14 protein-coding genes are annotated in these 15,033 nt (G+C 70.6%); 5 read left to right on the top strand and 9 right to left on the bottom strand.

Annotated elements, in window-relative coordinates; genetic code table 11:
* On the top strand, positions 1-317 hold a 317-nt coding region (locus ACZ4LX_RS10215; protein WP_467634178.1), incomplete at its 5' end, for an integrase core domain-containing protein.
* Positions 318-502: 185 nt separating this feature from the next.
* Positions 503-1,045, top strand: coding sequence for a hypothetical protein (locus ACZ4LX_RS10210; protein ID WP_467634182.1), 543 nt, complete (start codon positions 503-505; stop codon positions 1,043-1,045).
* A gap of 58 nt (positions 1,046-1,103) precedes the next feature.
* On the opposite strand, the gene ACZ4LX_RS10205 is transcribed toward ACZ4LX_RS10210, so the two are convergent.
* The 5 genes from ACZ4LX_RS10205 to ACZ4LX_RS10185 form a co-directional block, all read right to left on the bottom strand.
* Positions 1,104-2,552 (bottom strand): hypothetical protein, encoded by a 1,449-nt coding sequence (locus ACZ4LX_RS10205; RefSeq protein ID WP_467634184.1) that lies wholly within the window; start codon positions 2,550-2,552, stop codon positions 1,104-1,106.
* Positions 2,553-2,694: 142 nt separating this feature from the next.
* Complete coding sequence (locus tag ACZ4LX_RS10200; protein WP_467634187.1) at positions 2,695-3,705, bottom strand: LLM class F420-dependent oxidoreductase; 1,011 nt, start codon at positions 3,703-3,705, stop codon at positions 2,695-2,697.
* 114 nt (positions 3,706-3,819) lie between these two features.
* Entirely contained in the window at positions 3,820-4,605 is a 786-nt protein-coding gene (locus ACZ4LX_RS10195) for a hypothetical protein (RefSeq protein ID WP_467634190.1), read from the bottom strand.
* Between the two features lie 220 nt (positions 4,606-4,825).
* Positions 4,826-5,773 carry an N-acetylmuramoyl-L-alanine amidase gene (locus ACZ4LX_RS10190; RefSeq protein ID WP_467634193.1) on the bottom strand — a complete coding sequence of 316 codons (948 nt, stop codon included), beginning with the start codon at positions 5,771-5,773 and terminating at the stop codon, positions 4,826-4,828.
* 100 nt (positions 5,774-5,873) lie between these two features.
* The gene (locus ACZ4LX_RS10185; RefSeq protein ID WP_467635652.1) at positions 5,874-6,461 is read right to left on the bottom strand and encodes a class I SAM-dependent methyltransferase; all 588 of its coding nucleotides are present in this window, start codon (positions 6,459-6,461) and stop codon (positions 5,874-5,876) included.
* 319 nt (positions 6,462-6,780) lie between these two features.
* Between ACZ4LX_RS10185 and ACZ4LX_RS10180 the strand changes: the two genes are divergently transcribed.
* The gene (locus ACZ4LX_RS10180; protein ID WP_467634197.1) at positions 6,781-7,527 is read left to right on the top strand and encodes an SAM-dependent methyltransferase; all 747 of its coding nucleotides are present in this window, start codon (positions 6,781-6,783) and stop codon (positions 7,525-7,527) included.
* 77 nt (positions 7,528-7,604) lie between these two features.
* Here ACZ4LX_RS10180 and ACZ4LX_RS10175 read toward each other — a convergent pair whose 3' ends face one another.
* The 3 genes from ACZ4LX_RS10175 to ACZ4LX_RS10165 are packed head-to-tail and all read right to left on the bottom strand — an operon-like array spanning position 7,605 to position 11,289.
* Positions 7,605-8,936: a M20/M25/M40 family metallo-hydrolase gene (locus ACZ4LX_RS10175; RefSeq protein WP_467634200.1), complete on the bottom strand. Its 1,332-nt coding sequence runs from the start codon at positions 8,934-8,936 to the stop codon at positions 7,605-7,607.
* A complete protein-coding gene (locus ACZ4LX_RS10170) occupies positions 8,933-10,336 on the bottom strand; it encodes a cytosine permease (RefSeq protein WP_467634203.1) in 1,404 nt (467 codons plus the stop codon). Before ACZ4LX_RS10170 ends, ACZ4LX_RS10175 begins: the two co-directional genes overlap by 4 nt.
* Positions 10,336-11,289, bottom strand: a complete 954-nt coding sequence (locus ACZ4LX_RS10165) for a DUF1177 domain-containing protein (RefSeq protein WP_467634206.1) — start codon at positions 11,287-11,289, stop codon at positions 10,336-10,338. The genes ACZ4LX_RS10170 and ACZ4LX_RS10165 overlap by 1 nt, the downstream gene beginning before the upstream one ends.
* A 156-nt stretch (positions 11,290-11,445) precedes the next feature.
* Here ACZ4LX_RS10165 and ACZ4LX_RS10160 point away from each other — a divergent pair, with 156 nt between their 5' ends.
* Both ACZ4LX_RS10160 and pepE read left to right on the top strand, forming a co-directional pair.
* Positions 11,446-12,279, top strand: a complete 834-nt coding sequence (locus ACZ4LX_RS10160) for an IclR family transcriptional regulator (RefSeq protein WP_467635655.1) — start codon at positions 11,446-11,448, stop codon at positions 12,277-12,279.
* 62 nt (positions 12,280-12,341) lie between these two features.
* Positions 12,342-13,070: a dipeptidase PepE gene (gene pepE / locus ACZ4LX_RS10155; RefSeq protein ID WP_467634208.1), complete on the top strand. Its 729-nt coding sequence runs from the start codon at positions 12,342-12,344 to the stop codon at positions 13,068-13,070.
* Here the strand turns inward: pepE and ACZ4LX_RS10150 are convergent.
* Complete coding sequence (locus tag ACZ4LX_RS10150) at positions 13,033-14,844, bottom strand: MFS transporter (protein ID WP_467634211.1); 1,812 nt, start codon at positions 14,842-14,844, stop codon at positions 13,033-13,035. The genes pepE and ACZ4LX_RS10150 overlap by 38 nt on opposite strands.
* Between the last annotated feature and the right edge of the window lie 189 nt (positions 14,845-15,033).

Genomic DNA, 15,033 nt, shown 5'->3' with positions numbered 1-15,033 from the left:
ATGCCGGGTCGCAGTACACATCGTTCAAGCTTGCCGAGCACCTCGAGGCCGCGGGCATCGCCGCAAGCATCGGATCCGTCGGCGACGCATACGACAACGCCCTGATGGAGTCCACGATCGGCCTGTACAAGACCGAGTTGATCAAGTCGCAGCGGCCCTGGAAGACACTTTCCCAAGTCGAGCTGGCCACCGCCGAGTGGGTCGACTGGTACAACCACCGTCGGCTCCACGGTGAGATAGGGCACATCCCGCCCGTCGAGTACGAAACCAACTACTACACCGAACTCACGAAACCCCAGGTCACAACCACAATCTGAGATCTCTACCGAACCCGGGGCGATTCAGCATTCAATACGGGATTCTGCGGCTCCGGCAGCGCCAGCCTCGGCGCCTACGCCGGCATCTGCTGATCAAGGAACCCCACCCGGGTGGGTGAGACGCAGTGCTCACCCACCCGGTCCGCGCGCTGACACGCGTGCACATTCAGGAAAGGAACACACTGGTGTCGAAGAGCCGTGAGGACGAGGTCCTGCGAAGGACGTGGTTCAGGATCCTGTCCTGGGTCGTGACCGTGGGTTTCGGATTGGTCGCGGTCGGTCTGCTCATCAGCCTCACCGACAGCCTCGAAGGCGGACCGCTGTCCGGTGTGGCGGCGTGTCTCTTCATGATCGCGCTCAGCCGACGCGTCATGGGGTCACGCATCGAACTCGGAACCTCTGTCGTGACGGTTGTCAATCCGCTGTTCACCTACGCAGTCCCGTTCGGCGCTGTCGCCGAGGTGCGGGGTGGCGGTGGGGAAACGCTGAACCTGATCACACGGACAGGAGACGAGATCTACGCCACCGGATTCGGCGGATCGATCATCGACAACTTCGTCGGTTCGGCGGACCGCGCTGCCGCGCGCATCGAGAGGCAGGTCCGGCGAGGGCGAAAGGGTGCGAAGGAAGCCCGGGTCGTGCGGACGTTCACGGTCTCCCGGGTCGCAGACGTCTGTGCCGTCGGCGCCGTCGCCTGCATGGTGGGCGCGGGCATCCTCGGGTTCTGACCGCCGCGTCTTCGTCCGTCGTGACGAGGAGCCCCGGTGGCCGCCCGGACACCGGGGCTCAGACAGCGCCCTGAGCGGCCTGCTCCTGTTCCCCGGGCGCCGATGAAGCCGATGCGGTGGCGCGGGAGGCCGCCTCGTCCAGCAGGCCGTTGAGCCAGGAGAAGCCGCCGAACTCGGTGAGGAGCAGGTCGATCCTCTCCTGCCGGTCCAGGAGCTTCTGCTCGTCCATCCGGGAGTTGAACACACCGCTGTGCGTCATGGCCTTGCTCCCGAGATTCCTCTCGCCCCACAGCCGTACGTCGTCGAGGACGTCCGCGCGCCGCTGGATGAGTTCCGCGGCGACACGGGCGAGCCGGCCGAATCCGTCCGCGCCGTCGAGTTCCAGCGGCTCGCTCGCCATGGCGATCTCCAGCGGTTTGAACACCGACTTCTCCAGGGCATCGAGATGGGCCTTGGGTCCGACGGAGTTGCGGGCCTGCTGGAGCAGCCGCATCAGCCTCTTGAGCTGGGTGCGTGCGAGGCCGCCGTAGATGCGCGCGGTGTAGGCCGCCTCCTGGCCCGGTTCCAGGTTCAGTTGGCGGCTCCGGACTCCCGCGATCCTGGCGTCGTTCATGTCGAAGGCGTTGACGTGCGTCTCCTGGCTGATGACCTGCCAGCCCGCCGGGCTGTTCCACAGCAGGTTCGTCGTCTCGAACAGGCCGCTCTGGTCCGCGCTTTCGTACTCCTCCGCGCCGAACCAGTCGGTGGGGGAGCGTTCCTGGCGGAACTCCCTGGCGGGGCCGCTGTTGGAGGTGGCGCTCGGGGACTGGTAGTGCCAGGCGGTGAAGTGGTCGTCGTTCACACCCGTCACCGCGAAGGCGCAGCCGTTCATCGTGGCGGTGAACACGAACTCCGAACCGTGGCCCTGGTTTCCGGCGTCCCGGGGGATCTCCGTGTGTCCGACCGAGGTGTCCGGGTCCGAGGTGATGCCGGTCAGGTAGGGGACGTACGAAGAGGCCAGATACTCCTGGTCCGGCAGCACCGGGGGCAGCGCCGCGTGTCCGGCGAGTGGGGCGAGCAGGGGGTCGTCGCCGTACGCCGCGACGTACTTCTCCACCGCGGGGGTGAGCAGAAAGGCCGGCATGCCCTCCCGGGAGCGCCGGGTGTCGGGGACCAGGACGAACCAGTGCCGGTCCCAGCCCGCCGTGCTCATGCGGCTCACGAACCCCGACTGGTTCAGGGGCAGGTCCGGCGTGCGGCTCTTGATGCCGATCGTGAAGTCCAGGGCGAGAGCGGACCGGGAGAGGAAGTCCCTTGGATCCTGCACGAGTTCGTCGGCGGGAGCCCGTTGCACCACCTGTTCGTCCGCCGGTCCGGTCTGCGAGGTACCGGTCTGATGGAGCATCTGGAGGACGACGGCGTTCCCGACCGTGCTCTGCAGCGCGCGCAGACCCTGCGGCGGCGCCTCGCGTAAGGGTGTGCGGGCGCGGGCGGGGCCGGTGGACCGGGCGTCCTCGTGACCGTGCAAGGGGCTTCTTTCGGCGCGGGGTCCGGACCCGTCCTGTGTACCCGACGAGCGCGCTCCGGCGCGAGGTACCCGGGGGCAGGGCGCGCCGTCCGGAAGGGCAGACCCTGCGGCTCCCGGCGTCCGGGACGGAGCGGACCGGGTCCTACTGGCTCAGCTCTGCGAGCACCCGCAGGGTGTGCGGGTCCGGCGCGGTCACGAGGAGATCGGTCACGGGGCCCTTGCGCCACAACTCCAGGCGTTCCGCGATGCGTTCGCGGGGACCGACAAGCGAGATCTCGTCGGCGAACGCGTCCGGAACGGCCAGTACCGCCTCCTGCTTCCGGCCTTCGAGGAACAGCCGCTGGATCCGCCGCGCCTCCTCCTCGAAGCCCATCCGCGCCATCAGGTCCGCGTGGAAGTTGCGGGCCGCGGCGCCCATGCCGCCGATGTAGAAGCCGAGCATCGCCTTGACCGGCAGCAGCCCCTCCGCGACATCGTCACAGACCTGCGCACGCGCCATCGGCGCGATCATGAACCCCTCGGGAAGCCCGCTCAGGGAGGCCTCGTACACATCGGTGCGCAGCGGCGACCAGTACAGCGGCAGCCAGCCGTCCGCGATCCTGGTGGTCTGTGCGATGTTCTTCGGCCCCTCGGCGCCCAGCAGCAAAGGGAGTTGGGCGCGCAGCGGATGGGTGATCGGCTTCAGGGGCTTGCCGAGGCCGGTGGCGTCCGGGCCGCTGTACGGATGCGTGTGGAACCGGCCGTCCAGGGCGACGGGCGCCTCGCGGCGGAGCACCTGGCGGACCACGTCGACGTACTCGCGGGTGGCGGTGAGCGGGCTGCTGGGGAACGGGCGCCCGTACCAGCCCTCCACGACCTGCGGTCCGGAGAGCCCGAGGCCGAGCATCATCCGGCCGCCGGAGAGGTGGTCCAGGGTGAGGGCGTGCATCGCGGTGGCGGTCGGGGTGCGGGCCGCCATCTGGGCGATGGCGGTGCCCAGCCGGATGCGGGAGGTGTGGGCGGCGATCCAGGTCAGCGGGGTGAATGCGTCCGAGCCCCAGGCCTCCGCCGTCCACACCGACGCGTATCCCAGCTCCTCCGCCGCGCGGGCGAGGTCCAGATGGGCCGGGTTCGGGCCGCGGCCCCAGTATCCGAGAGCGAGTCCGAGCCGCATTCCGCTGCCTCCCACCGATTCTGACGATGCATCAGATATAGCCGGAGGGTACGACAGCGGCCCCCCGCCCGGAAGGGGCGGAGGGCCGCTGTCGGTGGTGCGTGCGCGGGTTTGTCAGCCGCGCTGGATGCCCGTGGTGTCCTGAAGGACACCACGACGGCCGTCCTGCGTCTGGGCGATGAGGCCCGGACCGCTCTGCTCGACCGCGAGATACCAGGTACCCGGCGCCAGTTCGGCGATCGGGGACGGCGAGCCGTCCTCGCCGAACAGCGGACGGGCCACCGGCACCGCGAACCAGAACGGGGTGAAGTCACCGGCGGGCGCGGCCTGCTGGGCCGGTGCCTGACCCTGCTGCGGGTCGGGCTGTCCGTGCTGCGGCTGACCGCCGTAGGACGGTGCCTGGCCCTGGCCCTGGGGCTGGCCGGCGTAGGGCGGCTGCTGCTGGCCACCCGGGTATCCGTAGCCCTGGCCCGGCTGGCCGCCGTACGGCGGCTGCACGGCCTGCGGCTTCGGAGCGCCCGCCAGCGGGCCCTTGAGGGCCGGGAGCAGCGGGGAGGCGACCGCGCCGCCGGCCAGCGCCAGCGAGGAGATCAGACCGAGGATCAGGCCGGCACCGGCGTCGATCTGGCCGAGGTCGATGATGGTCCAGAAGAGGTTCCAGGCGGTGAACACCGTGGCGGCCACGCCGAATGCGGCGAGGTCGAGACCGAGGACCTTGCGCGGCTGGGGCTGCGAGCGGGACAGCACGATCAGCACGGCACCGGCCACGCCGACCATGTAGACGCCGATCGCGTTACCCAGGGAGTCCCAGGCGTTCGGCGCGTCGACGCTGGTGCTTCCGTAGTCGAAGTAGTCGAGGAAAGAGGCGATGAACAGCACGACCGCTGCTCCGATCACCACGCCATCGCCTCGAGTGAGGGAGCGGATATTCACGTGAAGGTCCTTAGTCGGTCGTCTCGTCGGGGCGGTCGTCGCTGCCACCGCTGTGGCGGGTACGGCGCGAAGCTCGGGAGCGGCCCCCCATCGTACGGATGAATCTATCGTCTGATCGGACGGGTTGTGTCCCTGCCCGGTCCTTGGGCGGGCATCCTCCCGAATTCATCGCAGAACCACCTCTTCACTACCCCTTGAGGTAGCTGCTGATGCCGTCCGCGATGCCCTGGGCCGCCTTCTGACGCCAGCCCGCGCTTGTGAGCAGGGCAGCATCCTTCGGGTCACGCATATTGCCGCATTCGATGAAGACTTTGGGCACGGTCGACAAATTAAGTCCGCCGAGATCCTTGCGGGTGTCCAAGCCGGTATTGCCGCCGATGTAATTGGAAGGAGCACTTCCGGTAGCGCGGACGAAGAGTCCGGCGATCCGGGTGCCCAGATCGCGCGAAGGACCCACGATCTTCGAGGTGTCCGCGCCGCCGCCGCGTACCGATGCGGGAAGAATCACATGGAAGCCCCGGTTCCCGGGAGCCGAACCGTCCGCGTGCACCGAGACGACCGCGTCGGCCCCGGCCTTGTTGCCGATCCGGGCCCGTTCGTCGACGCACGGCCCGTACGGCCGGTCGCCGTCGTACGTCAGGACCACCTTCGCGCCCTGCGCCCGGAGCAGCGTCCGCAGCCGGTGTGAGACATCGAGGGTGAACCGGGCCTCCGCGTAACCGGAGTTGGTGGAGGTGCCGGTGGTGTCGCACTCCTTGTGCGTGGTCCCGATGTCCACCTGACGGCTGATCTCGGCGGTGTGCAGACGGTTGTCCGGGTTGTGGCCGGGGTCGATGACCACCGTCTTCCCGGAGAGCGGCCCGGACGGGAGGTCCGGGGCGGGCGCCGAGGGGGAGGCGGGCTTCGCCCGCGGGGACGCGCTGGTGCGCGCGGGCGAGGGCGAGGCAGGGGGCGGGGCCGTCCAGGAGGGGGCCACGTCGCCGTCCTTCCCGGGCCCCGCCTGCGCGGCGCCCCCGCCACCGCAGCCGGCGACGCCCAGGGACAGCACGGTCAGCGCCGCGGCGGCGGCCAGGGCGGGGCGGCGGGGCGTGGGAGGCACGGGGGGCGTGGGGGGAACACTCTCGTGGTGGCGCACCCGGCGATGCTATCCGGGCGCCCACGTGCTGTCCGGGGCGCTCGGATTCCGGTGCCGGTGCCGGTGCCGGTGCCGGTACGGGCGCGCCGATCCGCCGAGGTCAGATCCCCGTGCCCGTACGCCGCAGCACGCGCAGTGAGTCCGTGACGGAGATCTCGGTGAACGCCCCCGAAGCCAGCGCCCGCAGATAGATCCGGTACGGGGCCTGGCCGCCGTGGGCCGGGTCCGGGAACACGTCGTGGATGACCAGCAGCCCGCCCTCCGCGACATGCGGCGCCCAGCCCTCGTAGTCGCCGCTCGCGTGCTCGTCGGTGTGACCGCCGTCGATGAAGACAAGGCCGAGCCGCCCGCCCCAGACGGCCGCCACCTGCGGCGACCGGCCCACGAGCGCCACCACGTGCTCCTCAAGGCCGGCGGCGTGCAGCGTCCGGCGGAACGTGGGCAGCGTGTCCATCCGGCCCACCTCGGGGTCCACGACCGTCGGGTCGTGGTACTCCCAGCCGGGCTGCTGCTCCTCGCTGCCCCGGTGGTGGTCGACGGTGAGGGCCGTCACACCTGCCGAGCGCGCGGCGTCGGCGAGCAGGATGGTGGAGCGCCCGCAGTACGTGCCCACCTCCAGCAGCGGCAGGCCGAGTGCGGCGGCCTCCTCCGCGGCGGCGTACAGCGCGAGCCCCTCGACCACCGGCATGAAGCCCTTGGCGGCCTGGAACGCGGCGAGAATCTCCGGCTTGGGTTCGGCGGCCACGGGGGTTCCTCCTGGTGGGACGGGATGCGCGACGGGCGGTTCGACGGCGCCCCATCGTGCCGTACGGCGGGACGGCGGTCGTGCGCGGGGTGGCCGCCAAATCGGTGGAGACGGCGACACGGAAGGTCCACGGCGGCCCGGTTCACGGTTCCGGCGTTCACGATGAGGTGTATTTCGATGACGGCCCGAGCAACGGCCGCCGGTTCCGGCCGGCTGTCCTCCGTGAACTCCATGACCTCATCGAGCCTAAGGAACCCCTCTCGTGGATCTTCCACGCATCTTCACCATTCGCGAAAGCAGCCACCGCATCCACAACCCGTTCACCCCCGGCAAGCTCGCCGCGCTGGGGCAGGCGCTGCACCTGACGCCCGGGGACCGGGTGCTCGACCTCGCCAGCGGATCGGGCGAGATGCTGTGCACCTGGGCCCGTGACCACGGGATCACCGGGACCGGGGTGGACATCAGCACGGAGTTCACCTCGGCGGCGCTCGCCCGCGCCGCGGAACTCGGTGTCGAGGACCAGGTCACCTTCGTGCACGGCGACGCCGTCGGCCATGTCTCGGAGGAGCCGGTGGACCTCGCCGCGTGCGTCGGTGCCACCTGGATCGGGGACGGGGTGGCCGGCACCGTCGAGCTGCTGGCCCGCAGCCTGCGCCCCGGCGGTCTGATGCTGATCGGCGAGCCGTACTGGCGCCGGGAGGTGCCGGACCGGGCAACGGCCGAAGCCTGCCTGTCCGGCGGTCCGGACGACTTCCTGCCGCTGCCGGAGCTGATCGAGCGGTTCGGCGGCCTCGGCTACGACGTCGTGGAAATGCTGCTGGCCGACCAGGACAGCTGGGACCGGTACCGGGGGGCGCAGTGGTTCAACCTCCGGCGCTGGCTCGACGGGAATCCCGATGACGAACTGGCGGCCGAGGTACGGGCCGAGCTCACGACCGAGCCCGCCCTCTACGCGCGCTACCAGCGCGAATACCTCGGCTGGGGGATCTTCGCGCTGATGCGCCGCTGACCGCGCGACGGGACGACAGCGCGGGGCCGGGCAGCACACTGCCCGGCCCCGCGCTCCCGCCGTGACCGGCCCCCGGATCAGCAGCTCTGCCAGAGCCGGGTCATGACGCGGACGCCGAAGCGCAGCCCCTCCAGCGGAACGCGCTCGTCCACGCCGTGGAAGAGGCGCCCGTAGTCCAGGTCGTGCGGGAGCTTGAGTCCCTTGAAGCCGAAGCAGCGGATGCCGAGGTGGGTGAAGGCCTTGGCGTCCGTGCCGCCGGGGTTGCAGTACGGCACCGGGTGGCCGTCCGGGTCCTCGGCACGCACCGCGTCGCACATCGCGTCGACCAGCGGGCCGTCGAACGTGGTCTCCATCGCGATGTCGTGGTTGACCCACTCCCGGGTGACCGAGGGGAGCAGCAGCCTGTCGATCGTGTCGATCAGCTCCTGCTCGTGGCCGGGCAGGAAGCGGCCGTCGACGCGGGCGGTGGCCTTTCCGGGAATGACGTTGGTCTGGTAACCGGCGTCGAACATGGTGGGGTTCGCCGAGTTGCGGAGCACCACCTGCATGAAGTCGGAGACCGGGCCCAGCTTCGCGAGGCTGCCCTCGATGTCGTTCTCGTCGAACTCCACCCCGTACAGGCGGGCGGCCTCCTCCAGCAGGACGCGGACGGGCTCGATCAGCCGCACCGGGAAGGTCTCGCGGCCGATCCGGGTCAGGGACTCGGCGAGGTCGGTGACCGCGTTCTCGTCGTTGGGCGACGAGCCGTGGCCGGCCCGGCCGGTCGCGGTGAGCTCCATCCACGCCATGCCGCGCTGGGCGTTCTCGATCGGGTAGAGGCGCCGGGTGTCGTCGAGGGCGAAGGAGAAACCGCCGCCCTCGCCGATCGCCTCGGTGACCCCTGCGAACAGCTCCGGTCGGTGCTCGACCAGCCAGTGGGCGCCGAACTTGCCGCCCGCCTCCTCGTCGGCGAGGAAGGCCAGGACCAGATCGCGCGAGGGGGTGGTGCCGGTGCGGGCGAAGTGGCGGGCAGTGGCCAGCATCACGGCCACCGTGTCCTTCATGTCGATCGCGCCCCGGCCCCACAGGTAGCCGTCGCGGATCTCGCCGGAGAACGGCGGCACCTGCCACTCGGATGCGTCGGCCGGCACCACGTCCAGGTGGCCGTGGACCAGCAGGGCCCCGCGTCCCGGATCGCGGCCCGCGATCCGGGCGATGACGCTGGCCCGGCCCGGGGCGGACTCGACGAGCTCCGAGGCGATGCCCACCTCGGCGAGGCGGCCCACGACCCACTCGGCGCTCGCGCGCTCGTTGCTCGTGGGGTTGGAGGTGTCGAACCTGATCAGTTCGGCGCAGAGGGCGACGACCTCTGCCTGTGCCTCCTCGGAGGCCGGGACCAGGGGTGCGGCGGGGTCGGGGACGGTGCTCATGCTGCTCCCACGGAGGTGGCGGTGCGGGCGGCGGGGACGGCGGCGTCCTTGTCGTCCGGGGCGGAGTCGTCCAGGGCGGAGGTGCCGTACGGCTTCACCCAGCCCAGCAGGCCGAGGACGCTGTAGAGGACGAAGGCGGTGGCCAGCGAGTTCAGGGCCGGGATGCCGCCGTCGTAGAACTTGCCGACGCAGAACGCCGCGATCCAGATGGCGATCGACATCGGGACCCAGGTCGGCGAGGACTTCGGCAGGGTCTCGGACTCCCTGGTGTCGTCCAGCGGCTTGCGCATCTTCTTCACGACCCAGTACTCGGCCACGATGATCCCGCCGATCGGCGGGATCGCGACGCCGAGGATGGTCAGGAACTCGGTGAAGTGGGTCATGATCCCGACGGCCGACAGGAGCGTGCCCGCGATGCCGAGGACGATCGTGACCGCGCCGCGGTGGACGCGCTTGCCGAAGACGACCTGGAAGAAGTTGACGACGCCGAGCGAGGAGCCGTACAGGTTCCAGTCGTTGATCTTCGCCGTGGACATCAGGACCACGATCACGCCGAAGGCGCCGGAGGTGGAGAGCACGATGTGCGAGACCTCGTTGCTCTTGACCAGGTGGCCCAGCAGCACGCCCGTCAGTCCGACGATGTACTCGGAGAGGATCATCGACGAAGCGCTCTGCAGGAAGACGTGCGAGCCCTTCTTGTTGTAGCGGGTCATCTCCGGGGAGACGATCGCGCCCGTCATGTAGCCGCCGGCTATGGCGGTGGCGGCGACGGCCAGCGGGATCGTGTCGCCGGGCGGCGGCGAGTGGATCAGGTCGCTGAGCGAGTGGTCGTTCAGCGTGGTGATGACGGACCAGGCGACCATCGCGAAGAAGAGCGGGGTGACGATCTTCGCGAAGTTGGCCATGTACTTGAAGCCGAAGATCACCAGGGCGGTGATGGCGATCCCGGCGAGCACGCACCACATCCAGGACGGTCCGCCGACCAGCGCCGAGACGCTGTTGCCGAAGATCGTGTTCTGGACGCCGAACCAGCCGACCAGGCTGACCGCGATGACGAAGCTGACCAGGGCGGAGCCGTTGCGGCCGAAGCCCACCCAGCGGGTCAGCATCGGGGTCGCCAGACCCTCGCGCATCCCCGCCAGGCCGATCGCGAAGATCACGACCTCCAGGATCACCGCGCCGAGCGTGAAGGCGAGGAAGGCGTTGCCGAAGGTCATGCCGACGCCGATGGTGGCGCCGAGCGTGAACTGCGAGATCGAACCGGACTGGGCCAGCCACTGGAGCAGCATCGACCAGAATCCGAACCGCTTCTCGCGCGGGACGCGCGAGAGCGAGTAGTCGTCGCTGCCGATGCTCCTGGTCTCGTGGACCACGGCGTCGGCCTGCGGGGCGGCTGCCATCAGGACTCCTGGGGTGTGCGGCCGAAGGTCTGCAGGTGAGCCAGCGACCCGTAGCGGTTGACGAGGTTGTCGAACTCCACCGCGTCGTGGAAGTCCAGGTGGCCGCCGCCGTAGGCCTTGGCGACCTCCACGGCGTAGCGGGCGGCGGACGCGATGTCGCTCTCATGACTCGCGCCGGTGCCGCAGCCCGGCACCGCGGCGGCCGAGGTGATGGCCAGGCCGACGACCGGAGCGGCCGTCGCGGTGGCGGGCTGAAGGATCGAATTGATGTGGTGTGCCCCATTACCGTACGGGGTGATGTCCTGGGTGGTCACCGGGTACGTGACCAACGGCTCACCGGTCACCACGGCCAGCAGCTCGCCGAGCTGCTCGCTGACGCGGAGCACCCAGCCCTCCTTGACGGTGGGCGACAGGGCGAGGCCCTTGTGGTTGATGATGCGGTTGCCCTTGGTGGTGTCGATGGAGAGCACGGCCTCCATCTCGCCGGTCACCTCGTGGCGGTTCATGGTGGCGATGTCCACGGGCGAGCCCATGAACGGCACCGGGTCGTGCGGCTCGGTCGGGGCGTCCGGGCAGATGTGGGTGGCGACGATCACGTCGCCGGGCAGCACATCGCCCCGGCGGCGCATGTCGAGCAGCTTGGCGGCGGTGGCGACGGCCGAGACCGCGCCGTCGGCGTCGGAGACCATGCCGGTCACCTCGGGTCGGGCGCCGATGCCGCCGAGCCGCCCGACAACGCCCAGGGTGCGGGCGGAGCCACCGGCCGCACGCCCCCGGGAACCGGGGATGCGGACCATCACGAAGTCCGTCGAACCCCGCTCCCCGGTGACTGTGGTGACCTGTGCGGACGAGCCCTCGGCCCCAGCCACGGAGTCGAGGTACCCGACGACCGTCTTGCCACTGGCCTGGGGATCGTCGAGGAGATCGACGACGTCCAGTACGTACTTCAACATGGGGGGCCTTTCTCGCTCATCCGTCACGCCCGTCCGGCGCCCGGCAGGGAGTGGGGCGCCGGACGGGGTGCTGAGAGCAGATTCGGGATCCGATAGCGTTGAACGCAACTGTTTCCCGTTATCTGCAATTCGGGTCTGAATGGTGAGATGGGTGAGATGACGATGGCGGACTTCGATCTGGACCGGCGCACCCCTGCCGGAGCCCTGCAAACCGTCGACCGGGCACTTCTGGTGCTGCTCGCGTTCGAGCGGACCCGGCCCGACTGGGGCGTCACCGAGATCGCCGAGGAGTTCGGCTGGGACACCTCGGTGGCCCAGCGGCTGCTCGCCACCCTCGCGGGGCGCGGCTTCCTGGTCTCCGACCCGGCCACCCGCCGCTACCGCATCGGCCCCGCCGTGCTGCGCCTGGGCAGGCTCTGGGAGCGCTCCGGATCGCTGGAGCTGCTGGCCGGGCCCGTGCTGGAGGAGCTGCGCCGGGTCACCGGCGACACCGTGCTGTTCTGTCTGCCGGACAGCTTCCACATGCGGTGCGTGGCCGCCGAGGAGGGCGAGGCCGGGCCGCTGCGCTACCACCCGCTGGTCGGCGAGCTCTACCCGGCGCACGCCGGGGCGACCAGCAAGTCGTACTACGCCTACCTGCCGGACGAGCAGCGCCACCGGCTCTTCCGGGGGCGCCCGATGGCCCGCTTCACCGACCGGACCGTCACCGATCCGGACCTGCTGGAGCAGGAGCTCCTGAAGGTCCGGGCCCAGGGCTACGCCTGGACGGTCGGCGAGTACGACACCGGCATCGCGACCGTCGCCGTGCCGGTCTTCCTGGGCCGCGAACCGTACGGAAGCCTCAGCCTGGGCGGTGCGAAGGAGCGGTTCGAGGGCGCGCCGGAGAACCGCGTCGACGCGCTGCGGAGCGCCGCCGACCTGCTGGAGAAGCGTCTGACCCACCCGCCGCAGCGCCCGAAGCCCAAGGCCCGCCGCACCCGGGCCGCCTGACCCGGGAACAGCGCCTTCGTACCCGCACGAACCGACCCGCAGAGAACCCCAAGAGGAACCCCGTGAATCTGCTCCTGCTCTCCAACTCCACCCAGCACGGCTGCGGTTACCTGGAACACGCCCTCGACACGGTCACCGCCTTCCTGCCCTCGGGCGCCCGGCTGGCCTTCGTGCCCTACGCGCTCGCCGACTACACCGCGTACACCACGCGCGTCCGGGAGGCCCTGGAGCCGGCCGGCATCAGCGTGCGCGGCATCCACGAGAACGCCGACCCGGTCGCCGGACTCGCCGCGTGCGACGCCGTGTTCATCGGCGGCGGCAACTCCTTCCGGCTACTGAGCGCGCTCCACCGGACCGGGCTGCGCGACGCCGTCACCGAGGCGGTGCGCGAGGGCCTGCCCTACATGGGGGCCAGCGCCGGGACGAACATGGCGGCGCCCACCCTCCGTACGACCAACGACATGCCCATCGTGCAGCCGCCGTCCTTCGAGACGCTCGGCCTCGTCCCGTTCCAGATCAACCCGCACTACCTGGACCCGGACCCGGAGAGCACCCACAAGGGCGAGACCCGCGAGGAGCGGCTCACCGAGTTCCTGGAGGAGAACGACGTCCCCGTGCTCGGGCTGCGCGAGGGCTCATGGCTGCGGGTCGACGGGCGCCAGGCCCGGGTGCAGGGCGCCCGTCCCGCCCGGCTGTTCACCCGCGGCACGCAGCCGAGGGAACTCCCGGTGGGGACGGACGTCTCTCATCTGCTCACGACCGTGCCGCGGTTCGACGCTCCCGTGCGCTGACCGTCAGCACCAGATCGGTCGCGGTCCGCGCCCCGGCCGCCGGGTACGAAGCGGGCCGGGCCCGCGGCGCGTATCCGGCCGCCGACGCGGCCAGGACGAAGCTGCCGCTGCCGGGGGCGGCGAGCGCGTAACGGCCCAGGGCGTCCGTCGTGGTGAGCCCGGCCTGCCGGCCGTTCCGGTCGATGAGGGTCACATTGGCGCCGGCCACCGGTGTCCCGTCCGCCTCCAGCACACGGCCGCGGAAGCCGTCGGAGCCGGCGAAGGGGTGCGGTACGGCGGGGAGCGGGGCGCCGGCCGCGCGCGCCGCGGCGTCGTCCGCGCTGCTCGCCAGCAGCACCGGGGCGGCGGCCGTCCGCTGCGACGGCAGGAACGCCGCCAGGACGAGACCGGCCAGCACCGCACCCGTCGCGATCATGAACGAGATCCGGAAGCCCTCCATGCTGGGCACCGACACCGGCCCCATCCGCACCGAGGTGTTGGCCAGCACCATGCCGATCACCGCGCTCGACACCGAGGTGCCGATCGAGCGCATCAGCGTGTTCAGTCCGTTCGCCGCGCCCGTCTCGGAGGCGTCGACGGCCCCGATGATCAGCGCGGGCAGCGAGGAGTACGCGAGTCCGATACCGGCCCCGAGCAGCACCGCGATCAGGATGGTCTGCCAGGCGGCGCTCATCAGGCCGAGCCCCGCCCCGTAACCGATCGCGATGACCAGCATGCCGAGCATCAGGGTCACCTTGGGGCCGTACCGGGCGGAGATCCGGGCGTACACCGGGGCGACGAACATCATCGTCAGGCCGAGCGGGGCCACGCACAGCCCGGCGACCACCATGGACTGGCCGAGCCCGTAGCCCGTGGACGCCGGCAGCTGGAGCAGCTGCGGAAGGACCAGCGAGACGGCGTAGAAGGCGACCCCGACCATGATCGAGGCGAGGTTGGTGAGCAGCACCTCGCGCCGGGCGGTGGTCCGCAGATCGACCAGCGGGGCGTCGCTGCGCAGCTCGAACAGGCCCCAGAGGACCAGCACGACGAGTGCGGCGGCGATCAGACCGAGTGTGGTGCCGGACGTCCAGCCCCAGTCGCTGCCCTTGGTGATCGGCAGCAGCAGGAGAACCAGGCCGAGCGAGAGACCGAGCGCGCCCGTGACGTCGAACCGGCCGGGTGCCCGCAGGGAGGTCTCCGGCACCGCCAGCACGGTCAGGCCCATGGCCAGCACGCCGAGACCGGCCGCGCCGAGGAAGAGGGTGTGCCAGTCGGCGTGCTGGGCGACCAGGGCGGCGACCGGCAGCGCGAGTCCGCCGCCCACCCCGATCGAGGAACTCATCAGAGCCATCGCCGAGCCGAGCTTCTCGCGCGGCAGCTCGTCGCGCATGATCCCGATGCCCAGGGGTATCGCGCCCATGGCGAAGCCCTGGAGCGCACGGCCCACGATCATGATCACGAGGTCGTCGGTGAACGCGCAGATCAGCGAGCCGACCACCATCACGGCGAGGCTGGCCAGCAGCATCCTCCGCTTGCCGTTGAGGTCCCCGAGCCGCCCCATGATCGGGGTGGCGACGGCACCGGCGAGCAGGGTGGCGGTCATCACCCAGGTCGCGTTGGACGGATCGGTGTGCAGAAGGGTGGGCAGGTCCTTGATGACGGGGACGAGCAGGGTCTGCATCACCGCGACGGTGATGCCCGCGAAGGCGAGTACGGGAACGATCCCGCGGCCCGTCTTCGATGTCCGCGGATCAGGAAGCTCCGCGGCGGGCTTCTCGTACGTCGTCTGTGGCATGCGTGCGGCCTCCGGGCGGCAGGAGAGGAAGGAAGTCGAGGCGGGAGTGCGGTCCCTGCGGCGGACAGCGCTGACCACCAAGTACGTGCAGGGTGAAACCTTCCGGACGCACGAGGTATTCCGGTGAATGAGGCAAGAACAGGTCAAGACGGCCGGCCCGGTTGCGGGCGCGGTCGCAAGTGGATGCTC

This window comes from Streptomyces sp. NPDC026062, from assembly GCF_055568375.1.
This window is presented reverse-complemented; position numbering and strand designations above follow the sequence as displayed.